Genomic DNA, 23,480 nt, shown 5'->3' with positions numbered 1-23,480 from the left:
AGATAAGGTAGCATTATAAAAAATAAAATCAGAACACTGGTTCTTATATAGAGACAGGTTGGATGAGGGGGAATTGGTATGTCATTAAAAACTCTGGAGCATTCATTAGAAATTTTAAAGTATTTTACAAAGGAACATCCATCATGGGGCGTACGTGAATTAGCCAAGGAGTTAGGAAAAAGCCATTCGATCGTATTTCGCGTTTTGACGACGTTCGAAAACCATGGATTTTTAAGACAAAATCCAGATACGAAAAAATATGAACTTGGGCTAGCATTCTTTGAATATGGAATCTTGGTACAGGATCAGCTCAAAATTCATGATTTTATCGATCCGGTAATGAAGGAATTGGCTGCTCGTTCCAATGAAACTGTTTTTTTGACCTGGGTGGATGGAACAGAAGGATTGTGCCTGTCCATTGCGGAAAGCAGCAACAGTATCAAATTCGCAGTATCGATAGGAACTCGGACTCCTTTGTACGCAGGTGCATCCTGTAAAGCGATCATGGCTTTCCTTTCTGAAGAATCACAACAGGAAATAATCGAAACAGGGTTAATTGCCAGAACAAAAAATACCATCACGGATCCGATAAAGCTTAAGGAAGATCTACAAGCGATCCGGGAACAGGGTTGGTGCTCTTCTGTTGGTGAATATTCAGATGAGGTCTGGGGGTTAGGGATTCCCTTATTCGATCATAACAATGAGGTGGTCGCCTCTTTGACGATTGCTGCACCATCCTATCGGATAACAAGGGAAAAGGAAGAAACGTTATTGGCACTTCTTCAGGAGGCGAGTCGTGAAATTGAACGGCAATTACGAACCTTCCAACTATCCAAAAAAGTTTCGACCTTTTGAAGGTTTGAACCAGTACATTGATTTTTTTATCCACGTTCTCTTTCAGCGTTTAAAAATGTTTCAATCAATCCATTAAAGAGGTGAGTCGATGAAGAAAGAGCAGTTGGAAAAAGAAACTCCGTCCTTATTTTCTCCAATCTTTTTGATCACGATCCTGGTAGTATCGATATTCGGGGCTGTTATTGGTGTACAGCTCATCACTTCACTGGGTATATCTGCAAATACATCGATCATTGGTGCCTTACTTGCTATCATAATCGCACGTATCCCCATTACGTTATTTTTCAAATTCAAATCGATCCATACCCAAAATCTGCTCCAGACTTCGATCTCAGCAGCAACATTCGGTGCAGCGAACAGTCTTTTAATTCCGATTGGAATTCCTTTTCTGCTCGGAAGACCAGATTTGATCATTCCTATGTTCATCGGTGCGTTCCTTGCCTTAGTGGTAGACGCAGTTTTACTTTACCGGTTTTTTGATTCGAAAATCTTTCCCGCTTCTGGTGTCTGGCCCCCAGGGATTGCAACAGCAGAATCAATTAAAGCTGGAGATGAAGGTGGTAAGAAAGCTGGATTACTTGGAGCAGGTATAGCCGGAGGTATTTTCGGCGCATGGTTAGGTGTTCCGATGTCGGCATTCGGTGTCGCATTCATCGGTAATATCGTAGCCTTAACCATGTTTGGTATCGGGTTGTTGGTTCGTGGTTATACCGAACCACTTTTCGGCATCAATATCGATGCGCTTTATATCCCACATGGATTCATGGTGGGAGCAGGGCTCGTCGCATTATTCCAGATGATCTATATTGTCATAAAAGGACGCAAAAAGAACAATCCGCCGACACCGCCTGCGGAGGTAGCTGCGGCAGCCCAACATATGCAAGATGAAATTGACGGGGCTCCCGAATCGGATGAAACGTATACCCGTTCAGAGAAGGATATGTCCAAAGCGTTCGGTTACGGATTTCTGGCTTATTTAGGTGTTGCCCTCGTACTTGCCGTATTGGGTGGAGTACTAACGGACATGTCGTTCGGAATGTTCATTGCTTATTTGTTGTTTGCCGCATTTGCTGCTTTCATCCATGAAATCATCGTCGGTGTAGCAGCAATGCATTCTGGATGGTTTCCCGCATTCGCCGTTGCGTTGATCACATTGGTGGTTGGTATCTTGGCCGGATTCCCTCCTGTCGCACTGGCTTTATTAGTTGGGTTCAGTGCTGCTACCGGTCCTGCTTTCGCAGATATGGCATATGACTTTAAGACTGGATATATTCTACGAGGTAATGGGAAAGACCGGGAGGCGGAACTGTTCGGTCGTAAACAGCAATTCAAAGTTGGAATGTTTGGCTTTGTGATTGCCTCTATCGTCGTATTACTAACGTTCAATTATTATTTCCAACAGGATCTCGTTCCACCAGTCGATCGGGTATATGTAGCCACAATTGAAGCCGGAGTCTCAACCGATATTGCGAAAAGCCTGTTGATATGGGCGATCCCAGGCGCAATTCTACAATTGATCGGAGGTCCTAAGCGGCAAATGGGTGTATTAGGGGCAACAGGTTTATTGATCAATTTCCCGATTGCGGGTTGGGCTGTACTTGTTGGTATTGCGATTCGAGCGTCGATATTGAAGGTATTCGGCAAAAAAGCTGAGTCTGCAATGTATACGACTGCTGCGGGTTTCATTGCCGGGGATGCCTTGTTTTCATTCTTTAATTCGGTGTTCAAGGCAAAATAACCGGTGGTTCATAGAAAAAGATATTTGTTGATTTGTTAACGAAACCATAGTATTAGACAGATCTGATAGAGATTGGGGTGTCGATAATAATGGCGGATCGATTCGACAGGAAGAAAGAGAATGATTTTGAAAGAGAACCGGTACCTAAACATATGAGAAAAGGTTGGTTGCATTTATCGTTGGTATGGCTGGGAATTGCTATCGCACTTTCAGCAACGGTGCTAGGCGGAACGCTAGGTGGCGGATTGACCTTGTCCCAGGCAATCCTGGCTGCATTAATCGGTTCTTTCGTACTAGCAGTTGTCAGCGCCTTTTGCAGTATGGTTGGAGCGAAAACTGGTCTTTCTACTGGACTTGTTTCCAGGTTTGCACTAGGAAAATTTGGGTCCTACGCCGTTTCGGTTGTTATAGCAATCGCTTTATTCGGTTGGTTTGGCGTACAATTAGCGCTGTTTGGCTCAAGTTTTCAAAATGTATTGAAAAACACATTTGGCCTAGAAGTAAATGTAACGTTCCTCGTTATTCTAGGGGGTATAATGATGACCTCTACAGCGGTGTTCGGTTATCAGGCGATTGAAAAGTTAAGCATTTTAGCTGTACCACTCATGTCCTTATTGCTCCTCGCGTCCTTATGGAAAGTACTTGAAGGCCGTGACTTTGAAGAAATCTCAAATGCACCTTTGTTTGGAGAACCATTGCCTCTAGGGATTGCCATTTCACTTGTCATTGGTTCACTGGCGATTGGTGCCGTGATCGGACCGGATATTTCAAGATATGCAAAAAGTCCAAAAGATGCTGTGTTCGCTTCTTTTTCCGGTTTTTTAATTGGCTTCAGTGCAGTGTTGATCATTGCAGCATTGCTTGCCAAGGCGACAAGCGAAGTCGACATTGTCCAAATCATGCTTGGCATCGGATGGGGCACATTCGCAATGTTGATTTTGATACTTGCTCAATGGACAACCAATGATAACAACCTTTATTCGGCTGCACTAGGATTTTCTGTCATTTTCAAAAAGATGCCAAAATACCAGCTTACGATTATTGCGGGTACAGTCGGGACCATCATGGCAATCGCAGGGATTTACGATAACTTTATTCCGTTTTTGACGTTTCTAAGTGCGTTTATTCCGCCAATAGGGGGTCTCTATGTCGCGGATTATCTGCTCGATAAGAAAAAGTATCAGTTTCAGAATTTGGATAAGATGCAAAACGTCAATCCAATCGGGGTTTCGACGTGGGCGATATCCGCATTGTTTGCGTTTATGACAACACCCCAGCCCAATGGTTTTGGACTCTTTACATTTACAAATGCTTCAGGATTAGATGCTTTCATTGTTGCATTCGTCTTACAAGTGATTTTAGTGAAAGTATTCAATACAAACAACAGTTCCGAGAAGAAAACAAAAATAGCATAAAAAATTATCTTAACTGTTTATGGAGGGAATCGGGATGAGATTAATAGGAAAACAAGAAATCGAAGACATCGCAGTCGGTGCAGCGTTGCTTGGAACCGGAGGCGATCCTTATATAGGGAAACTCATGGCATTACAGGCAATTGAAGAATTCGGTCCTATCCGCTTATTATCTATCGATGAGGTTTCAGATGATGCATTGGTCGTCCCTTCAGGGATGATGGGGGCACCGACTGTCATGATTGAAAAAGCACCGAATGGTGAAGAAGCTATCGGTGCCTTCAAATCCCTTGAAAACTATTTAGGGAAAAAAATCTTCGCCACGATGCCGATCGAAGCTGGTGGTATCAATTCGCTGTTACCACTCGCGCTAGCTGCGAGACTTGATCTTCCTGTTGTAGATGTAGACGGGATGGGAAGGGCATTCCCAGAATTGCAAATGGTAACTTTCTATCTCGACGGTATTTCAGCAACACCAATGGTTATTGCGGATGAAAAAGGGAACAGCTCTTTACTCAATACGATTGACAATGTTTGGGCGGAACGGATTGCAAGGAACGCTACCATCCAAAAAGGCGGCTCCGTTATGATGGCGATTTATCCGATGACAGGCAAGAACATTAAAGAAAGTGGTATCCATAACATTTTGAAGCTTGAAGAGGAGATCGGCCGATCTATACGTATTGCAAAACAAGAGAATCTCAACGCAATCGAGGAAGTCCTCAAACTTACCGGGGGGGTTCCAGTTGTTTAGAGGCAAAGTCATCGATGTGAATCGGAAAACGGAAACAGGATTTGCGAGAGGGACGGCGATAATCGAAGGTTTTGATACCTATAGTGGCCAAACACTTGAACTGCGGTTTCAAAATGAGCATTTGCTTGCTATGACCAATGATCGCCCTATCTGCATAACACCGGATCTGATTGCGGTGTTGGATTCTGAGACAGGCCTTCCGATTACGACAGAAGGACTTCGTTACGGATCGCGCTGTGTGGTGATCGGCATCCCATGTAACCCGAAATGGCGGACCGAAAAAGGGATTGAAACATGTGGACCCGCTTATTTCGGCTATGACATAGATTACACACCTGTGGAAGAATTAGTTAGAAAAGGGGTTGAAGCCAAATGAGTCTATACAGAATCGGGATTGATGTTGGAGGAACACATACGGATGCCGTGATTTTGGATGAAGATTACAAGGTGGTCGTAGATACGAAATCCCCTACGACCGAGGATGTCAGTTCCGGAATATTTAAAGCGATGAGGGAAGTGCTTTCAAAATCCAAGGTCGAGCCTGAAAAAATTAAATACGCAATGTTAGGGACGACTCATTGTACGAACGCTATTGTTGAACGAAAACGACTAAATTCGATTGCAGCGATCAGGATTGGTGCACCTGCAACACTTGCAGTAAAACCGCTGATTGGTGTTCCTGAAGATCTCCGGTCTATTTTAGGAAAACATACCTATATTATCCGGGGTGGACATGAATTTGACGGTAGGGAAATCGTCGATCTCGATGAAACCGAACTGTACAAAATTGCACATAAAATTAAAGGGTCGGTTGACTCTGTCGCGATTACATCTGTTTTTTCATCGGTATCGAAGGATCATGAAACACGAGCGGCAGAAATTTTGAAAGAAGTCCTAGGTGATGATGTACCCCTTTCTTTGTCAAGTGAAATAGGGAGCGTAGGATTACTCGCAAAACGATGGAACGTTGATGGCGGTCGATTATGCGATCCGTTATCCGATATTGACGATTGCTTGCGGACCTACGAACAGTCTTAGAGGTGCCTCCTTTTTAACGGGTCATTCAGATGCACTCGTTGTCGATGTCGGTGGTACAACAACGGATGTCGGGGTTTTAATTGGTTCTTTTCCAAGAGAATCGTCGCTTGCGGTTGAAATCGGCGGGGCACGGACCAATTTCCGGATGCCAGACTTGGTATCGATCGGTTTAGGCGGTGGCACGATCATCCGGGTGGGAGAAAATGGCGACTTTACAGTCGGTCCAGACAGTGTCGGATACCGGCTTACGGAAAAAGCGCTTATTTTCGGTGGCGATACTGTGACAACCACAGATGTGGTGGTTGCATTAGGGAAAGCACATATCGGTGACCCGTCAAAAGTATCTCATCTTGACCTTGAGTTGTTAGAAAACATATATGCAAAGATCATAGAACATGTTGAGATTGCGATTGACAAAATGAAAACGAGCTCTGAACCCGTACCTGTCATAGTCGTAGGTGGAGGAAGCATTCTGTTACCCGATCATCTGAAAGGTGCATCACATGTCATCAAGCCGGAAAGCTTCGGTGTTGCGAATGCGATCGGTGCTGCCATTGCCCAGGTGAGCGGACAAGTGGAGCGAGTCTTTTCCCTTGATGAACTTGGCCGTGAAAAGACTTTAGAGCTTGCAAAACGTATAGCGATTGAAGAAGCAATTAAGGCAGGGGCAGATCAAGAAGATATCGCCATCGTCGATATGGAAGATGTACCGCTCGCCTACCTTCCTGGAAATGCAACAAGGATAAGAGTGAAAGCAGCGGGCAGCTTGAAAAAACAGGTTGTTGTATAAGACATACGAATCAGACATGTCAAAGATCAGGAAACTTTTCCATTTGTTTGATGAAAGGGGCTGTGATGTGAGTACGTTAGGAATTATCAGGGTGTTGACCACAACGGATCCTATCCTTTTACATGAACACGGGAAACAGATTGAGGATAAATTTCAAATCAAAACAATTTCAGCCTGTATACCTGATCAGCCAAATGGCATTCATGATGATGAAACGGAGAAAACTGCAATCCCGAAGATTATCCAGCTTGCTCGACATTTGGTAGAAAAGGATAAAGTATCGGTCATTGCTATCAGCTGTGCGGCAGATCCTGGATTAGCGGAAGTAAGAAAGGCTGTATCTGTACCTGTCATCGGTGCAGGTTCAACAGGAGCCTTCAACGCTCTTATGTTTTCCAAAAATGTCGGCATTATCGGGATTACAAAGGAAGCACCTATTTCCATTAAAAACATAGTCGGCCGTCATTTGGTTGGATACGAAAGTATTGAAGGAGTTACTCGTACGAATGATCTCTTCCAATCTAATTCCGTTCAACGCGCATGCCAATCCATTCAGAAACTGCTCGATAAAGGGGCAAAAGCCATTCTGTTCGCATGTACAGGTTTTTCGACGATCGAATTGGCAGCGGAAGCAAGGAAATGTTTTAAAGTACCCATCATCGATTTAGTAGAGGCGCAGGGGATAGCCAGTTTGTCATTGTTATCACAGGAGGGACGAGTATGACGTTAAAACAAACAATCACGATTAGTGATCTGCTTGACTGCACCCAGATAACAGGTAACGAAGTAGTAACATTATTCAAGGATTTTGCATTGGTGAAAGCATCCTATTCGACCGTAAAGGGAGCGGAAGGTTCTATCGATTTCGTCCGAATAAGCATAAAAGGTACGAACGGGAAGCTGGTTAATGGGGATGCACCTACATTTGGAATCATCGGTAGGCTGGGAGGAATCGGGGCTAGACCAAAACGGATCGGTATAGTTTCAGATGCGGATGGCGCCGTGGCTGCTTTATCGGCTGCGCTGAAATTAGCCGAAATGAGTGAAAGGAGCGATCGACTCGAAGGGGATGTCATCATCACCACCCAAATCTGTCCCTTTGCACCGACGATTCCCCATGAACCGGTGGAATTCATGGGTTCCCCTGTTGACATGTCCACGTTGAATGAGTATGAGGTCCTACCGGAAATGGATGCGATCCTTTCCATTGATACGACCAAAGGAAACCGGATCATCAACCACAAAGGAATTGCGATTTCTCCGACAATAAAGGAAGGTTATATACTAAGAGTGAGTGAGGATCTCCTCCGATTGATGGAAATGACAACAGGAAGATTACCAGTCACCTATCCAATCACCATGCAGGATATCACGCCTTATGGAAATGGTTTGTATCATATCAATAGTATTCTACAACCCGTGGCTGCTACATCTGCTCCTGTAGTTGGTCTCGCGATTACAGCGGAATCTATTGTTCCCGGATGCGGGACAGGCGCGAGCCATGAAACGGACATTGCTATGGCATCGCGATACTCGATTGAAGTTGCAAAAGAATTCACCAATGGGGTAACGAGTTTTTATGATGAGGATGAGTTTGAAACGTTGACATCCCTGTACGGATCCATGATGAAATTTCAGACCCTGGGGAGCAAAGTATCCCAATGAAGCGGAAAATCGGCCTATTGACAATTGGACAGACACCGCGGATAGATTTGACTCCTGAAATAAACTGTTTTCTAGGAGAAGAATCGGAACTTGTAGAAATGGGAGCAATCGATGCGCTGACGCAAAGCGAATTACGAGGATTACAACCGAGCCGTAATGAAGCGACCTATATTACACGGTTAAAAGATGGGACTTCCTGTACGTTATCTAAACGTCGCTTGCTTCCCTATATTCAGGAAAAAATCCATAATCTGGAACGATCAGGGGTGTCCTCTACGATTCTAGCATGTACCGGAAAATTTCCAACGTTTTCTCATGAAAAGTTGATATTTTTCCCGGATAAACTGATGAACGGATTGATCAAGAACCTATTAACAAACGGAACCCTAGGTGTGTTGGGCCCTTTATCAGAACAAGAGGGATACTTACGGAAAAAATGGGAAGGCGCCTCGTTAGGGATCGAATATGCTGCCGTTTCCCCATATGGCTCTGAGGATTTTGAATTACCCTCTAAGCGATTGAAGGAAAGGGGAGTGGATCTTATTGTGTTGGATTGCATGGGATATACGCAGCAACAGAAAGCTATAGTAAGAAACACGAGTAATTTGCCGGTGGTTCTGCCTAGAAGTATCATTGCAAAAGTAGCGGATGAGCTTTCGTAGTAAATGATTGAGTAGAAAACAAATGTATAAATGTCTTAAACTGTATTCTAATCATTAGGCAGTACAAAAAGCTAGAAAATGACCTTGGACATTTAAATGGAACAATTTATAAATCCAACGAGTAAAAAATTAAGAGCCTTATTAGCTATTTATTAGGCTCTAAATAAATAAAAAGATATTTAAAGTGCATTTTACGTTTACTGAAGTGCAGAAACAAAACATTAATTTCTTCTGTAAAAAGGCTTGAACTTGGCTGTTTCCTTTTGCGACATCCAGGCCAATCACTGGATCCATTGGTTATCACGACTTCTTTATGTTGTTTTCACCGGCAGCCCCTAACTATCTTGCAGTGTCATAGCTTCGCTTGTTATACGGGATCCAAGTCCCAACCAGCCTCAAACATGTTTCTACAAATAGGGGGCGGACAGTATTGCGGACGGGATCAAGTCCCACGGGCCAGATTGTCCTACCCCGGCTACTCTCATTAAACCATTAAAAATGGCCAACCAGAAAAGAAATCTGATTGACCTTATAATACGAACGGGCCAGATTGTTGTGCGAAATGTTTCTAGCTTAAATTGAGGATGGTCACATCTCTCAGGTAAAGGTTAGACAGTTCCATTGGAACTGAAGGATTATATCGAAGAGTCAAATGAAGGAGTAACGTCCTAAAGGGCTCTCTCTTAGTCGAATAGCACTTGATTTAGTAAGAATGAAAAAGTTATAAGCTCGGCAAAAAGGTGTAAGAATTTACCGAAACAGGTTCGGCTGACGAAAGCCTACCCGCAGGGGTGGTGTAAATCATGAAGCTTGAGTTGAATGAATAGGGTGAGAATGCAAAAGAACCTAAAGTAAAAGGTTAACCTGACGAACTTCCGAATGTACGGGTCTAAACTGGCAATACATAGAAATGTGTATATCACCTAATGTGAAGTTAGCTGTGGATGAGTAAGAATAACAATTATGAAAATCCATGATATGTTACAGGCATATGAATGGCTAACAGGCCTACAGGAGGCACCTAAGTTTATTCCATAATAGATATAATTCAACGTTGTAAGCTGATAACGTGGAGGGCTTACTCCCTAAGAAACGGTGACAAGGAAACCAATAGTGGAAATAGCTATTGTATAACTTATCTTTGTATCAGTGAAAGTGGTGGCACAGTACCAATGAAGTGTCTAATCAACATGGAGGGATAGCCACTAGACCTAATGAAGAATCATTTAATCATGTAGGGCAAATCTTTATCGGTTAATAAGGTTCTCGTAAGACTAAAAGAGGGTCACCTCCCAAGGGAGGCACCGACTTATTGAAACGGAAGAATTGAAACACAGGGAGATAGTCTCGATCTCAAAAGTGTTATGGTTAGATTGAATTGGATTAGTTGGAACGCCGTATGATTCGAAAGTTTCCTATACGGTGTGAACAGGGGGAAAAGGGAGCGATAACTTCAAACCCTTACCTATCTGTATGAAGATCGACAAGAAAAAAAGCAATCTGGAAGAAACGGAAAAAAGTAGCAGATGGTATAGTAAAGATAAAAATAAAGGAGGTAGTCTGTTTGGAAATGACAAGGGGAGAATTCAAAGGTGGAAATAACATTGCTCTAAAGATTCCTAAATTCAAATACAGCGAGACGGTGCATTTTTATAAGGAAGTGATAAAGCTACCATATTTAGGCTTCATGTCTGAATCACATGCCTTTCAGTTTGGTGACGCCACACTGTGGTTGGATTGTATGGAAAATTATTCTCAACAAGATGTATGGCTGGAGATTCAGACAGACAATGTGAAGATAGCAGCAGAGTATTTACATAAGAATCACATTAATAGAAGAGACGAAGTGGAGGTACACGAGAACTCAGAGGGTTACTGGATTTCGGATCCCTGTGGAACGATCCTTAGAGTCAATCCACGAAAATAGGAATTAAATAAACCCAGCATGCAAGTTATTCCTGAAGCGGACGCGATTCTGAAGTAGTGAATTGCGCTCTTTCTTCATGTATAGGGCCATATTCTTGAATAACGGATAACCCCAAGATATCTGTAATCTCTACATTTAAACCTTAGCGGAAATAATAAAATCTTTTTTTATTAGAGGACATTAGAACCATTAATTCCTGGTGTTAATGTCCTCTATCCTTTTTTATCGAGCATCAGAAAACCGTTGCTAAAAAATATTTTTAATATTCCTTGACAGGAATATTCCTTTTAAGGTATATTAAATTCATGAAAACAACTTTGAATGCTCTTGCTGAGCCCAACCGGCTACACATTGTAGAACTCTTGCGTGACGGCCCTCTCACTGTAGGGGAAATTGCTGACCGACTTGGGCTAAACCAGCCTCAAGCTTCCAAACATCTTCGTGTACTTAGTAATGCAGGACTCGTCGAGGTAAATGCAATCGCCAATCGACGGATCTACAAGCTGAGGGCCGAGCCGTTCAAAGAGCTTGATTCTTGGTTAGAGTCCTACCGCAACATTTGGAACGAGAGATTTGACCGCCTTGACGATTACCTGCAGGACCTACAAAGAAAGGATTGAACCATGACGATAAGTAGGAGTCCTGCCAAAGATTAAAAAAACGATATTGGAGGAATGAGATCATGGAAAACCTTTTGACGTCTGTAGAAGATCGGAAACTCATTAGAAATGACCAAACCAATGAAGGAAATAAGGTATCTCTGAAGAAAATAACAATCGGATACTGGTTTTTTACGGGGCTTTTGATAGCATTAATGCTTTTAGGTTCTATTCCTGATATAATGTCTGCCCCTGAAGCAGTTGCTTTATTCAAACATTTAGGGTACCCTGCATACCTTCTTCCCTTTATTGGCGTTGCCAAATTGTTAGGTGTAATAGCGATTCTGATGCCTGGCTTTCCGCGAATTAAGGAATGGGCTTATGCCGGATTTGTCATCGATTTGACGGGTGCCATGTACTCAATTATAGCAGTGGGCGATCCTTGGGAATTTTTCATTATTGGGTACATTTTGATTGCAGGGTCCTATGTTTTTTACCATAAAAAACGAAATGCCGTTTACGCGCGACCTCGTGTTCAATATGTTTAAAGACCCCGAGCATCTCAAACGCTGGTGGGGGCCCAGAGGCTGGGAGCTTCCTGTATGCAACGTGGATTTTCGGTCGGGCGGCGTTTGGCACTACTGCATGAAGTGCGTCGATCAAAACCAAGGTGAATTTTTCGGTATGGAATCTTGGGAAAAAGGGGTTTATAAGGAGATTATCGAGCCTGAAAAGATCATCTACGTCGATTTCTTCTCGGATGCCGAAGGCAATACGAATGATGCCATGCCATCGTCTGATGTTACATTGGAATTCATCGATTTAGGCGGCGGCAAGACGAAGCTGATCAACCGTGCTGAATATGCGTCGGCAGAGACCCTCAAGACCGTCACTGACATGGGCATGATGCAAGGAATCACCGAAACTTGGGACCGCCTGGAAGAAGTTCTTCAGCACCTGAAGTAAGGAAATACCACGCGTACGGCAGGCCGGTTCAGTAAAGAAACCAGTATCTATAGTAATGATTAGGAGCATGGAGTTTGGCAATTACTTATACAAGGGAGTGGAAAAATCAATGATTAGTAAAGTCGGTCAAATTATGTTGTATGTAAATAACCAAGATGAGGCAGTGAATTTTTGGACAAAAAAAGTAGGGTTTAGCGTAATTTCTGATGAAGATAACGGTCAAGGAATGAGATGGATTGAAATGGCTCCAACAAAGGACACAGAAACAAGCATCATTCTGCACAATAAGGAATTTGTTGCTAAAATGTCACCTGGATTAAATCTTGGTACACCTTCGTTAATGTTTTTCTCGGGAAACTTTGATGAATTATATACCGATTTATCTAATAAAAATATCAAAGTCGGTGAAATTGTAAATATGCCTTCTGGTAGGGTATTTAACTTTGCCGATAATGAAGAAAATTACTTTGCAGTCATGGAAAAAAAGTAAACCACAATGAAAAAATAACAAAGTAATTCATACACCGTTCATTGTTGGACGGTGTTTTGGATTTATAGTAATAAAGTTAAACTAATCCTATATATTATTTTTCTATCCTCCTAAATTAATATTAAGCCTCTTATTTCTTATTGAACAAACGGGGGCTTTTCAGGAATAAAAGTACAGCCAACATACAGTAAAACGATTTTCCGCAATCGGGCGCAATTCTGAAACAAGAATTGTGCTCTTTCTTCATGTTTAGGGCCATTTAATTGAGTAAGAGGTTGAATAAAACACCACTTTACTTTTGACCAAAAACCTTCATTATTAATTTAATAGTTAATAACATTGCTGAAACGAAAACTGTACATCCTAAAACAAATTTTGATGATGAATGTAAAAGAAAAAAACTTGAACCTGAAGTATTTAAAGATATTAAGAAGAGCTTTCCTGAACTTAGGATATTAGAAGAAAAAAATGCTCAAGAATACGAAGTAAATGACTTACTTAAAATGCAATTAGTGATAGGAAAGAAAGACAAACATTTAGAATCTCTATTGAGTTATTTTGAAGGCCAGAGTATAACCCAAAGAAAACTTTATATTTTTGGAGGGGAAACTAATACAAAATATAGTAGTGATATTGCAGGTTATTTAATTTATAAGAAAACTGATGGTACCAATATATTAATAAAACTACACCTTGGCGAAGACAAATGGGAGAAGGAATACCAAAAACAGAAAGAAGGAAAGATTATGAGTTATTTTGATTATTGCAAATAACGGATGATCTTAATAAAGCTGTTTGTTTACTCAAGATTATGGGGCTTTGCTGCAATAAGCTATACAGACAGTCTAAAAACGATGTTCAATATTCAACAATCGGGCGCCGCTCAACAAGTTCTGTTATAAGCTTTTTTTAAAAGCGTGAAATACAGAGGGTTATTCATGATCAATCCTAACTGTACAACGGAGGATGGGTATGACAGAACCATGTTTCCCGAAACCATCCCGTCAATACTCCTGCATGCGTCATGACTGACAGATCATGGGGTTTTATTTTCCAAAAACTGCAGTTATGTTAACAATGAAGAGGCCTTCCTTGCATTAAAGTGTTAAACAAAGGTCAGAGTCCTGGGAATATTACTGCCAACTGAAGGAAATAAAAGATATTAACTATTATTTTCTAACAAAGAAAAGATGATATTAATGATTGATGACAATAAGATAAGCCTCCGGCAATTTACATGTTTAGTCACTTTATTTGTGATCGGAGATACGATAATATTCGTTCCTTCATATGTTACGTCTCTAGGGAAGCAGGATGCTTGGCTCTCAGCGATATTTGCAGGTTTCTTTGGAATCTTTTTAGTTACTTTATACAGCTTTCTTGGGAAGCGATTTCCTTCCATGAATATTATTTCCATTGGTGAGAAAGTTTTTGGTTTATGGGTTGGAAAAATCATTGGGGTTCTATTTGTTTTTTTCTTTTTAATTGATTCAGGGGGTATCCTTTGGGACTTGGGGGATTTCATGACGACTCAAATCATGCCGGAAACTCCAATTAATGCCATTCTTATTCTTTTTTTAAGTATTGTCATTATCGGAATAAAAATCGGGCTGGAACCATTAGCTCGTGCAGCGGAAATTTATTTTCCGATAGTTATCCTGCTTTTTTTGATTTTGGTTATATCGGTTTCCCGTGAAATTAAGCCTGAGAATATCCAGCCTATATTAGAGGACGGCGTGAAACCCGTACTGGGCGGTTCTCTCCCGCTTATTGGCTTTTATTTGGAGTCGGTTATTCTTTTAATGGTTTTACCTTATGTCAATCAGGTAAAGAGAATCAAAAAAGGCTATGTTATCGGAATGATCATTGGAAGTAGTTTTCTACTTATCGTTATACTTTTAAGTATTTTAGTCTTTGGAACTCATTTAACATCAAACAACATTTATCCAACTTATGTATTAGCCAGAAAAATAAACATAGGTGATTTTTTCCAACGAGTAGAAGCTGTTTTAGCTTTTATATGGATTTTGACGGTTTATTTCAAACTGACAATCTGTTTTTATGCGGCAGCAGCAGGCTTTGGACAAATTTTAAAAATAAAAGATTATAAAGTGTTGACATTTCCTTTAGCTGTCATTGTATATGTCCTTGCCCTTATAATAGCGCCGAATATAACGTATATTGGTGACTTTCTTTTATCCATATGGTGGGCGTTTACCTTCAGTTACGGTTTATTTTTACCTTTATTATTGATAGCAGTGGCTAAATTACGGAAAATAATTTAGAAAAAATGCTCCCTCAGTGAAAGTAGTGATTATTTCCTCTTTACTCTTCCTTACCAGTCTCCTCTTTCTTTCAGATGAGTAGGTCCCGGGAGCTACAACAAACATCAAGATGTTAACGTTGCCTTTACTTCCTAACATCGCCATCACGACGTTTCATTAAGAAATATTGCCGACTTCGTTGCTCATTAACCTGGCTGCTCAGCGAGAAGGGGTTCCCTTTCCCGCCTTCATTGAAGCGCTCATGATGGAAGTCACTTTTGAAATTTTGCGGGAAGCTGGTGTTCAAATTCCAAGAACGATTGGGCAAGGGGTTTCGATTGTTGGAATTCCTTCCTAGAAAAATTAAAGGGGTAATTCGATATGGTGATTGCGGGAATACTTCTCGTAGCAATTTTGATCATTGTTCTAGAAGTGCCACCACTTTGGAAGAAAAAACAGAAGAAGGAATTATGGGTGTTTTCCCTGCTGCTTCTTTTTGGGGTCGGGTTAAGTATTGCAGAGAGTTTAGATTTAAATATTCCAAATCCTCTCGATTGGATAGCAACAATTTACAAGCCGCTGAGTGATTTAATAATGAGTCTATTGAAGTAGGGGTAGAATCAGCAACCGTGACAAAACCAAGACTATAATTAGGGATAGTCCTTAACGTATTTTACGAATGGGGCCAATCAATACATTATTAACGAAGGATACATTACGATTGACCAATACCATGATATAAATAATCAATTTAAATGTGAGTTAACTCGTCAAGGTATTGAACTGCTTGATGTCTTTTATTGTCCACATGGTAAAGATGAAGGATGTACTTGTTTCAAGCCCAAAATTGGAATGATCACAAGTAATTCATAAATATCCTGAAATTAATTTGGAGGAGTCCTTTATGATTGGTGACTCAACAGTAGATGTATAATTAGCAATAAACATGGGAATTAAAGGTTTTGGAATAGGAGTCGATTTTAATTACAAAGAAGAAAATATATATTAATTGAACTCTATAATGGATTTAATACCTTATATTTAATTAATGATTTATAGCTCTGCCATGCAAAAAGGGTTTCTTTATACTTCCACCAATCATATGTCCAAGCAATTTGATATATGATTGTGTTTATAACCGTTGCAAGCAAGGCAAAGGCATGTATCTACGAACAGCATCTTTATTTAATTTATGTAAAACGAATAAGGAGATCCAGGGAATTATAAAGAAAGACCATAATACTATTTTTACCATATTGAAGTCTCCTAAGATTTATTTGATTAAAGGAAAAGCTGAAGAATTTTGATCTTCAGCTCTCGCCCGATTGTTAAACAAGATTGGTACTGAAAAAGGATCTTCGCCGAAAGATCTTTTTGTTTCTTAATGTAGTTAGCTTTATTTCTCTGTGTTTATCAACTTTTTCCTATTTGTGGCAAGCGGAGGCTGTTCTAGCCATTTTTTTTCAACTACTAAATCAAATGTGTCTTTCGCGTACACCATTACCTCTGTAATAATTTTACTATATTGAGCTGTAAGGTCTGTTCTCATGGACACTGATAAGGCGTGTGAAATTAAGTTTATGTCTACAGAATTCAATACATTTATCATAGACAAGATAAGTTTATCTGAAAATGGTGATACAGTAGAGTCAGTTACTTCCATACTCACTGTCACCGTACCGAGAAGGTCTTCTTCCATTAATAAATTGTTGAAAAATGAGATTTGTTTTTCACTGATAGTTTTTCCTCTAATAACGTGATTTTTCAGTTTCTTGTCCTTTATTACTTGAGCAAATCCCTGCATAATTAGAACTGAGAAGTAATTTCGCTCAATGTTAAAGAATATCTCTGATAATTCAATTGCATTCAACGGACGCTTTTTACCGATTATACCTGAAACAAACGATTTTTTTTGAACAAACTCGATTTCCTTTGGGTATTCTATTTTAGGTGGACGGTCATAAATACCTTTTGACAACATCATTTTGACTGCTTTACCAAACATCTCTGTAGATGTATGAATACATTCGTTAAAAAAATCAAGTACATCAAGTCGAACGTTGTTGGAGGCTGTATAACTAAAATTAATCATGTTCAACCGATTCATCATGTAAATAAAACTCAGGGTAAATCCATCATGAAATAATGGAGGTGAAGATAAATTGATATCACCTTCTGAAAAAAGCTGCGGGAATCGGGAAATTTTCTTTAAGAAAGATACTTTTTATTTTGTCTAATCGCCCTTGAGATATTTTCAATGCTTCTTTTGTTAGCGGTATGGTTTCTTTATCTTGAAGATGGTGCAAAAAATATGTAAGGAAACAAACGCTCATACTCTCTTGAATAAAAACGCCCCAAAGACCACCGATTTCGGTACATGTCAGTTCTATATTTGTTGGTTTTTCCTGAGGTTTCAAATTTATGAATCCTCCTTTAAAATACTTTTAGGCTTAGTATCCCATCTGATACATTAATTAACCTTTTTTTTAAAAAAAAGAATAAAATTTATTAACTGCATACCCAACCAGCTCTATATCATCACCATTCTTTACATCATCAACTTATATCATATTACCAGTTATTTATATGTTGCTTTATCAATTTTTCTCAACTTGTTGGAAATCATTTTTTATCGCTAATGTGATAAAAGGAGCATTTTTAGCATTTGTGATTGAAATTGTATTTCGTTGGTTAAATATTTATCAATATATTCAATGGAATTCTTTTTTTCCTTAATTATGTATGCAGCCATTATATTGAAATGGGTAATGATTACCCTTTTGAAATCTCGCAAATAGCAGCGGGATTTTTCTTCTGCTGTTTTTTTGTTAAATTATTTATTTAACTTTACTGCTTCGTTAGCTTAAGTATAATTTTTCACAATCTCATCCGTACTTTGATAGAGTCACATTTAAAATGGACAATATAGCCGGCTAAAAATATACAAAATCGTCACCTTCAATTTCGACAAACTTCATAATTAGATTGAATCCTAAGAGGAGGAGATTTGATTTATGAAGTTGGAGGGAGAGCGACTAAAAGTGAAAGAATTATTGGAACGAGGTATGTCTCAATCAGATATCGCGAAGAAGTTGGGGATACATAGGTATACCGTGAAAGCTTTATGTGAGAGAGAAAAATCATGTACAGAAACGTTCAAAAAGAGAATCGAAGTTAGATCCATATAAAGATTACCTGCTTAAAAGCGAATTCAAGAAGACTATGTTTTCAATTGTGAAAAGCTCATTCAGGAGATTAAACAAAGAGGTTATTCAGGTGGCAGTACGATATTAAAAGAGTTTGTGCAGCCATATCGTAAGGCATTTAAAGAAAGTCATACCCGACTGTATGAAACCGAACCTGGAGAACGGATGCAAGTCGATTGGAAAGAAGCTGGCCATTACCAGATTGACGGTGAAGTCATACCACTAATGATCTTTGTCGCTACTCTTTCCTACTCACGAATGAGTTATGCTTGTTTCGCCGAAAGACAAAATCGAGAACACCTATTACACTGCCTGACGAATGCTTTTGAATACTTCGGGGGCGTAACCGAAAAGGTAATGTTTGATAATATAAAAAAACTAAAACCGCCCTTGAGTTTTAGCTGGCTCTGGCGGTTTTAGTGTCCGTTATATCTGCTGATCCCCCTTTGAGGGAACCTGCTATAGCATGACCGTCGGTGTTACCAGCACCAACGGTCTTTTTTAATATATGTCAACTATCTTTATTATATCCGATACAATTAAAAAAGAAAACAATATTGATTATATTAAACCTTTTTTCATTAGTTTATTTACCACAAGACATGCAAATTCTTCAACGTCTTTAGATACGCCAGTATTTTTAATTTCATGAATTTCCTGAAGAACCTTATGACATTCCGAAGTGTTCAATTCAAAACAAAGAATAGGTGTTTCGATAAAAATGATAATTTCGAACTATTGTTCGTATATTTGAAATCCGCTATGCTTGATCAAGAGGGGCTTGTATCTATTAGTGTAGTATACCATTTCCTTTATGAAGCGCCCAATCCTATTTTTCCTTTTTCTCAGAATGTTTATCAAGTTCCCTCTAAAAGATTCAAGGAGGTCTTTGCGACATGAGTCAAGGAAAACGAGTATGGTTCGAAGAAGCAGGCGGGGTACTAGACCCGGGTTTAGTTGAGGAACTAAGGCGACTACGTAAGACAGATCCTATTGATCAAACGCTGATCCCAGTGATTGTTTCTCTCCAGGATAATATTAAGGATGAACACAAGAACCACCTATTGCAAACCTGTCAGAAAGACCCCCACAGTTCGATAGAAGGTCAACTGGACATCATCGGTGCTGTACACGGGCATCTCCATCCAGAAATGATTCGTCAAATCAAAGATTACGATGCAGTGAATCGCATCTTCTACGACCGTAAGGTTACTGCGTTGCTTGACGTGGCTACGAGGGAAATTGGGGCAGTAGATGTACAAAAGAATCTAGGGTACACCGGGAAAGGGGTAACGATTGCTGTTATTGATACCGGGATTTATCCCCACGATGATTTAACCAAACCGAATAATCGAATTATTGCTTTTAAAGATTTTATAAACAATCAAGAAGAGCCTTACGATGATCAGGGGCACGGTACTCATTGTTCAGGTGATGCAGCGGGTAACGGTAATCGTTCGGAAGGCCGTTTTATTGGACCCGCTTCGGAAGCCTCATTGGTTGGTGTGAAGGTTTTGGATAAAGACGGAAGTGGACAGTTATCGACCATTATCGAAGCAATCAGCTGGTGTATACAACAAAAGGACGATTTGAATATTCGAGTGATCTCCATGTCTTTGGGTGCACCGGCCTTTGAATCGTATCGGGATGATCCTTTGGCACAAGCTGTTGAAAAAGCTTGGCATAATGGGATTACTGTTTGTGCGGCAGCTGGAAACAGTGGGCCTTATCCATTTACCATTAGTACGCCTGGTATTGATCCGCTCATTATCACCGTTGGAGCTATGGATGACGAGAATACGCTTACACGTGAGGATGATGAGGTTGCTCGGTATTCCAGCCGAGGACCGACAATTGATTTAAGGATGAAGCCCGATATTTATTCGCCAGGGACCGATATCACTTCTCTTACCGTGCCGGGTTCCCCCCTAGAGAAGGAATTACCCGAACAACTCGTGGGGGAATATTATATTCGCCTGTCCGGGACGTCCATGGCCACTCCAATTACCGCTGGAGTCGTTGCACTAATGTTGGAAGCCAACCCCTATCTCAGTCCTAATGATGTGAAAAGTATTTTGGTGACGACAGCACAGCCCTTGTCTGGTGTTCAACCAGGTTACATTCAAGCGAAAGCTGCGGTAGAAATGGCAAAAAGTTATCCTAGGTACCAAGAAGCGCTGATTGGTGCTAAATCAGTACATTAATTCTTTTTGATAATAGAGGTTATCGTTTGTCTAACCGTTTGAATGACAAACGTGTAGAAATGACTTTTGAATTCCTTGTCATTCAAAACAAGAATGGTTTCCGTATGCTTAACCTGTTTATTTTGTTAATTTATTAAACATAAGCGAAATCCTTGAGAAGAAAAAGGGTTTCGCTTTTTTCTGTGACTTATATCTCTATTTGCACACTTATTTTTTAAAAGTTAAGCTTGAAAATGAACTCGCTACGTTTGACGGTGAAGTGATTCCCATCGGTCATTCATTGGGTGGTTCAGTTCTATTCCAGCGCCACATTGGGGCAAAGACGAAGATTGGCAGAGTAACGAGTACACTGCTGGGTTTCTGAAAGAATTCCACGAATTAATAATGGCCATCTGTAAAAAGGGATAAAATAAAAATAAACTCTTAATTATCTAAGGTGGGGTAAAAAATGAAGTGGGTCATCAAATCAAAGCATTTGAATGGGGAAGAGAAGATTATTGGATTAGAATTGCAGGATGAGGATGGCACATTCGATGCCAATGTCAGATGGGATGGATCTATGGAAATACACATACATTCAATGACTGAAGAAGATAACGTTGTGGTTGATACAATACATACGTATGATATTGATGGACTTATTACCAAATTGGAAGGATTAAAAGAAGTGTGTATGGACTATCTTAACGAGTGAAAATAAGAGCGGATGGAGAGCAAAGAAAAAATCCTATCATACGAAAAATTAATCAAAAATAATAAAGTGAAATTCGAACTTAAATGATAAACCTTTTAAAATCGTATTGGATTCTTTTGAGTCAATCGTCCATACTAAATTAAAATACCTGTTAAAGAAGGAGAAAATATGACACATCAAAAAAACAAACAGACTAAACGAGCCACATATAATAATCAGGTTAATCGATTAAATAAAGCAGAGGATACATACGGCATATTTAAAGAAGAAATGGAAGTAGATACAGATGTCAATGAAGACCCAAATCGGGAAAGGTTATTAGATGAATCAATCGATTCTTTTCTGGAATCGAAAGAAGAACAGTGAATTACCGTAGTAAATGCCATGTTTATAATTGTATACGAATGCTTGAATATCCTAACCCGACGTCCTGTTTAAATTTTTTTGAATATGATCCTCAAAGACTCATTTTGCAAAACCCTCAATTAAATGTTAATAATCCCTACTAATCTGATCAACGCTTAAATACAACATAAATAAAAATCACCCGCTAACAACACGGGTGGTTTATTTTGTCTTTAGCCAGATCGAGAGATTGTGGGAGGTTATTTGGGAATTCATGGTATTATAGTCGTTTTCAAAAAAGGAACCATCTTGTATTCTGCTATAATATACTTAAATTGGAGAGTCGTTAGAAAAATCTACCGATCGGGGGAAAGAAAAATGGGGAATCGTATGGTTACCGGTAATGGTTTAAAATTAATTTCAAAACAGACAAAAACCGTTTATGAAGTTTTGACAAAGGATCTGAAAATAAAAGCAGGGCTTGATTTTCTTGAAAGGGATAACGAATATACGACCCTTGAGCAGATCGCAATTACAGAAATTCCTGCCCCGACGTTTCAAGAGCTAGAACGTGGTTTGGATTATAAAAAGAGGTTGATCGAATACGAACTTCAAAATGTAGAAGTTGACAATCATGGCAACGTGTTTGGAATCAGGCCAGGTATAGGGAATGGACCAAAATTGGTTGTTTCCGCCCACCTTGATACCGTATTTCCCAAGGATACTGATGTAAAGGTGAAAGAACAGGATGGCAGGATACATGCACCAGGTATTGCCGATGATGGTAGGGGGCTGTCTTCCGTCCTTACTCTACTAAGGGCATTTGGAGAAGCGGATATACATACAACTGGAGATATCATTTTTGGTGCTACTGTCGGTGAAGAAGGATTAGGGGATCTAAACGGAGTCAAAGCATTTTTCGAAAACAACCGGGAAATCGACGGTTTTATTTCGATAGAGCCTGGTAGTCCAGACCGCATCACCTACCTCGGAACAGGGAGCCGCAGGTATAGTGTTACCTATACAGGACCTGGCGGCCATAGTTTTGGAGATTTTGGAAAGCCTAGTGCTATTCATGCATTGGGAAGAGCCATTTCAAGGATAAGTGAACTTGAAACACCGAAAAATCCGAAAACAACATTCAATGTAGGTAAAATAAATGGTGGGACATCCGTCAATACGATAGCAGCCAGTGCTGGTATGGTGATTGATTTACGTTCGGTTTCATCTGATACATTGACAGAGTTAGAAGAAAAAGTGGTTGATGTATTAAAAAGTGCAGCTGAAGACGAAAATAGGCGATGGGAAACCAATGAGATACAAGTTGATATCAAACTTGTCGGCGACAGGCCAGCTGGCACCCAATCGGAGGAAAGTATGATTGTTCAGGCTGCTTTGGCGTCTGCTGATGCACTCGGATTTGCCCCCGTTCTGGATGGGCCGAGCAGTACTGACTCGAATGTTCCCATCAGTCTGGGAATCCCGGCGATTACCCTTGGTGGAGGAGGGGTATTTGGCGGCTGCCACACCCTGTGTGAGTTTTATGATCCGACTGACGCTTTTTATGGCGTACAAAAAATCTTTTTAACCATACTTGGTTTGGTCGGGGTAGAAAATGTAAGCGAGCCACTTTTAACAAAAAATAAGAATTGATGGAGACTAAGTACTGTCTCCATTTTTCAGTTCTCTGGAAAAGGGATCATAAATACGAAACGATAGCCACCAACAATAAAATACATTCAAGCTGATTATTAGGTGAGACTAAGCGGTATTAATCGATACAGATTTTCATAACATTTTGCGCAGGTGATCTTAAAAAAACGTCTTTTCGTTCAGTCGCATAAAAACTCCATTTAAGGAAAGAAAATAAG

Annotated in this window: 22 protein-coding genes and 3 pseudogenes; 23 read left to right on the top strand and 2 right to left on the bottom strand. The window is 40.1% G+C overall.

Annotated features, from left to right (window positions below; translation table 11 throughout):
• The first annotated feature begins 78 nt into the window (after nt 1–78).
• The 17 genes and pseudogenes from ACJROX_RS23030 to ACJROX_RS22950 all read left to right on the top strand — a co-directional run bounded on the left by ACJROX_RS23030 (nt 79) and on the right by ACJROX_RS22950 (nt 15,772).
• Nucleotides 79–855, top strand: a complete 777-nt coding sequence (locus tag ACJROX_RS23030; RefSeq protein ID WP_408007534.1) for an IclR family transcriptional regulator — start codon at nt 79–81, stop codon at nt 853–855.
• Nucleotides 856–943: 88 nt separating this feature from the next.
• Complete coding sequence (locus ACJROX_RS23025; RefSeq protein WP_408007533.1) at nt 944–2,593, top strand: OPT/YSL family transporter; 1,650 nt, start codon at nt 944–946, stop codon at nt 2,591–2,593.
• A gap of 89 nt (nt 2,594–2,682) precedes the next feature.
• The gene (locus ACJROX_RS23020) at nt 2,683–4,008 is read left to right on the top strand and encodes a cytosine permease (protein WP_408007532.1); all 1,326 of its coding nucleotides are present in this window, start codon (nt 2,683–2,685) and stop codon (nt 4,006–4,008) included.
• A 34-nt stretch (nt 4,009–4,042) separates the two neighbouring features.
• A pseudogene (locus ACJROX_RS23015) lies at nt 4,043–5,135 on the top strand (DUF917 domain-containing protein).
• A pseudogene (locus ACJROX_RS23010) lies at nt 5,132–6,587 on the top strand (hydantoinase/oxoprolinase N-terminal domain-containing protein). Before ACJROX_RS23015 ends, ACJROX_RS23010 begins: the two co-directional pseudogenes overlap by 4 nt.
• A 67-nt stretch (nt 6,588–6,654) precedes the next feature.
• The gene (locus tag ACJROX_RS23005) at nt 6,655–7,311 is read left to right on the top strand and encodes an aspartate/glutamate racemase family protein (RefSeq protein ID WP_408007531.1); all 657 of its coding nucleotides are present in this window, start codon (nt 6,655–6,657) and stop codon (nt 7,309–7,311) included.
• Nucleotides 7,308–8,252, top strand: a complete 945-nt coding sequence (locus tag ACJROX_RS23000; RefSeq protein WP_408007530.1) for a DUF1177 domain-containing protein — start codon at nt 7,308–7,310, stop codon at nt 8,250–8,252. The genes ACJROX_RS23005 and ACJROX_RS23000 overlap by 4 nt, the downstream gene beginning before the upstream one ends.
• Nucleotides 8,249–8,914, top strand: a complete 666-nt coding sequence (locus ACJROX_RS22995; RefSeq protein ID WP_408007528.1) for an AroM family protein — start codon at nt 8,249–8,251, stop codon at nt 8,912–8,914. The genes ACJROX_RS23000 and ACJROX_RS22995 overlap by 4 nt, the downstream gene beginning before the upstream one ends.
• A gap of 1,570 nt (nt 8,915–10,484) precedes the next feature.
• On the top strand, nt 10,485–10,841 hold the full coding sequence (locus tag ACJROX_RS22990; RefSeq protein WP_225068300.1) for a hypothetical protein: 357 nt from the start codon (nt 10,485–10,487) through the stop codon (nt 10,839–10,841).
• Nucleotides 10,842–11,146: 305 nt separating this feature from the next.
• Entirely contained in the window at nt 11,147–11,461 is a 315-nt protein-coding gene (locus ACJROX_RS22985) for an ArsR/SmtB family transcription factor (protein WP_408011745.1), read from the top strand.
• A 62-nt stretch (nt 11,462–11,523) separates the two neighbouring features.
• Entirely contained in the window at nt 11,524–11,988 is a 465-nt protein-coding gene (locus ACJROX_RS22980; protein ID WP_408007527.1) for a DoxX family protein, read from the top strand.
• Entirely contained in the window at nt 11,927–12,406 is a 480-nt protein-coding gene (locus ACJROX_RS22975; RefSeq protein ID WP_408007526.1) for an SRPBCC domain-containing protein, read from the top strand. Before ACJROX_RS22980 ends, ACJROX_RS22975 begins: the two co-directional genes overlap by 62 nt.
• Before the next feature lie 109 nt (nt 12,407–12,515).
• Nucleotides 12,516–12,896, top strand: coding sequence for a VOC family protein (locus ACJROX_RS22970; protein ID WP_408011744.1), 381 nt, complete (start codon nt 12,516–12,518; stop codon nt 12,894–12,896).
• 503 nt (nt 12,897–13,399) lie between these two features.
• Entirely contained in the window at nt 13,400–13,669 is a 270-nt protein-coding gene (locus ACJROX_RS22965) for a hypothetical protein (protein WP_408007524.1), read from the top strand.
• A gap of 426 nt (nt 13,670–14,095) precedes the next feature.
• Nucleotides 14,096–15,181: an endospore germination permease gene (locus ACJROX_RS22960; protein WP_408007523.1), complete on the top strand. Its 1,086-nt coding sequence runs from the start codon at nt 14,096–14,098 to the stop codon at nt 15,179–15,181.
• Nucleotides 15,182–15,317: 136 nt separating this feature from the next.
• A pseudogene (locus ACJROX_RS22955) lies at nt 15,318–15,506 on the top strand (spore germination protein); the annotation flags it as partial.
• 35 nt (nt 15,507–15,541) lie between these two features.
• Nucleotides 15,542–15,772 (top strand): hypothetical protein, encoded by a 231-nt coding sequence (locus tag ACJROX_RS22950; RefSeq protein WP_408007522.1) that lies wholly within the window; start codon nt 15,542–15,544, stop codon nt 15,770–15,772.
• Between the two features lie 784 nt (nt 15,773–16,556).
• On the opposite strand, the gene ACJROX_RS22945 is transcribed toward ACJROX_RS22950, so the two are convergent.
• Nucleotides 16,557–17,327 carry a DUF3231 family protein gene (locus ACJROX_RS22945; RefSeq protein ID WP_408011743.1) on the bottom strand — a complete coding sequence of 257 codons (771 nt, stop codon included), beginning with the start codon at nt 17,325–17,327 and terminating at the stop codon, nt 16,557–16,559.
• Nucleotide 17,328: 1 nt separating this feature from the next.
• Complete coding sequence (locus ACJROX_RS22940) at nt 17,329–17,577, bottom strand: DUF3231 family protein (RefSeq protein WP_408007521.1); 249 nt, start codon at nt 17,575–17,577, stop codon at nt 17,329–17,331.
• Nucleotides 17,578–18,174: 597 nt separating this feature from the next.
• Between ACJROX_RS22940 and ACJROX_RS22935 the strand changes: the two genes are divergently transcribed.
• The 6 genes from ACJROX_RS22935 to ACJROX_RS22910 all read left to right on the top strand — a co-directional run bounded on the left by ACJROX_RS22935 (nt 18,175) and on the right by ACJROX_RS22910 (nt 23,262).
• Entirely contained in the window at nt 18,175–18,348 is a 174-nt protein-coding gene (locus tag ACJROX_RS22935) for a helix-turn-helix domain-containing protein (protein ID WP_408007520.1), read from the top strand.
• A 114-nt stretch (nt 18,349–18,462) separates the two neighbouring features.
• Nucleotides 18,463–18,786, top strand: a complete 324-nt coding sequence (locus tag ACJROX_RS22930) for a DDE-type integrase/transposase/recombinase (RefSeq protein ID WP_408007519.1) — start codon at nt 18,463–18,465, stop codon at nt 18,784–18,786.
• 476 nt (nt 18,787–19,262) lie between these two features.
• Nucleotides 19,263–20,570 (top strand): S8 family peptidase, encoded by a 1,308-nt coding sequence (locus tag ACJROX_RS22925; protein WP_408007518.1) that lies wholly within the window; start codon nt 19,263–19,265, stop codon nt 20,568–20,570.
• Nucleotides 20,571–21,018: 448 nt separating this feature from the next.
• Entirely contained in the window at nt 21,019–21,264 is a 246-nt protein-coding gene (locus ACJROX_RS22920; RefSeq protein ID WP_408007517.1) for a hypothetical protein, read from the top strand.
• Nucleotides 21,265–21,432: 168 nt separating this feature from the next.
• Entirely contained in the window at nt 21,433–21,630 is a 198-nt protein-coding gene (locus ACJROX_RS22915; RefSeq protein ID WP_408007516.1) for a hypothetical protein, read from the top strand.
• 357 nt (nt 21,631–21,987) lie between these two features.
• On the top strand, nt 21,988–23,262 hold the full coding sequence (locus tag ACJROX_RS22910) for a M20/M25/M40 family metallo-hydrolase (protein ID WP_408007515.1): 1,275 nt from the start codon (nt 21,988–21,990) through the stop codon (nt 23,260–23,262).
• The last annotated feature ends 218 nt before the right edge of the window (nt 23,263–23,480 follow it).

This window comes from Pseudalkalibacillus sp. A8 (assembly GCF_045920555.1).
Lineage (GTDB): Bacteria > Bacillota > Bacilli > Bacillales > Fictibacillaceae > Pseudalkalibacillus.
The sequence above is the reverse complement of the archived record's forward strand: the minus strand, read 5'-3'. Positions and strand labels throughout refer to the sequence as shown.

Bases quoted from the DNA above. Each gene is read 5' to 3' on its own strand.
- ACJROX_RS23030 (WP_408007534.1), top strand. From the start codon at position 79: ATGTCATTAAAAACTCTGGAGCATTCATTAGAAATTTTAAAGTATTTT.
- ACJROX_RS23025 (WP_408007533.1), top strand. From the start codon at position 944: ATGAAGAAAGAGCAGTTGGAAAAAGAAACTCCGTCCTTATTTTCTCCA.
- ACJROX_RS23020 (WP_408007532.1), top strand. From the start codon at position 2,683: ATGGCGGATCGATTCGACAGGAAGAAAGAGAATGATTTTGAAAGAGAA.
- ACJROX_RS23000 (WP_408007530.1), top strand. From the start codon at position 7,308: ATGACGTTAAAACAAACAATCACGATTAGTGATCTGCTTGACTGCACC.
- ACJROX_RS22995 (WP_408007528.1), top strand. From the start codon at position 8,249: ATGAAGCGGAAAATCGGCCTATTGACAATTGGACAGACACCGCGGATA.
- ACJROX_RS22990 (WP_225068300.1), top strand. From the start codon at position 10,485: ATGACAAGGGGAGAATTCAAAGGTGGAAATAACATTGCTCTAAAGATT.
- ACJROX_RS22985 (WP_408011745.1), top strand. From the start codon at position 11,147: ATGAAAACAACTTTGAATGCTCTTGCTGAGCCCAACCGGCTACACATT.
- ACJROX_RS22980 (WP_408007527.1), top strand. From the start codon at position 11,524: ATGGAAAACCTTTTGACGTCTGTAGAAGATCGGAAACTCATTAGAAAT.
- ACJROX_RS22975 (WP_408007526.1), top strand. From the start codon at position 11,927: ATGTTTTTTACCATAAAAAACGAAATGCCGTTTACGCGCGACCTCGTG.
- ACJROX_RS22970 (WP_408011744.1), top strand. From the start codon at position 12,516: ATGATTAGTAAAGTCGGTCAAATTATGTTGTATGTAAATAACCAAGAT.
- ACJROX_RS22965 (WP_408007524.1), top strand. From the start codon at position 13,400: ATGCAATTAGTGATAGGAAAGAAAGACAAACATTTAGAATCTCTATTG.
- ACJROX_RS22960 (WP_408007523.1), top strand. From the start codon at position 14,096: ATGATTGATGACAATAAGATAAGCCTCCGGCAATTTACATGTTTAGTC.
- ACJROX_RS22950 (WP_408007522.1), top strand. From the start codon at position 15,542: ATGGTGATTGCGGGAATACTTCTCGTAGCAATTTTGATCATTGTTCTA.
- ACJROX_RS22935 (WP_408007520.1), top strand. From the start codon at position 18,175: ATGAAGTTGGAGGGAGAGCGACTAAAAGTGAAAGAATTATTGGAACGA.
- ACJROX_RS22925 (WP_408007518.1), top strand. From the start codon at position 19,263: ATGAGTCAAGGAAAACGAGTATGGTTCGAAGAAGCAGGCGGGGTACTA.
- ACJROX_RS22920 (WP_408007517.1), top strand. From the start codon at position 21,019: ATGAAGTGGGTCATCAAATCAAAGCATTTGAATGGGGAAGAGAAGATT.
- ACJROX_RS22915 (WP_408007516.1), top strand. From the start codon at position 21,433: ATGACACATCAAAAAAACAAACAGACTAAACGAGCCACATATAATAAT.
- ACJROX_RS22910 (WP_408007515.1), top strand. From the start codon at position 21,988: ATGGGGAATCGTATGGTTACCGGTAATGGTTTAAAATTAATTTCAAAA.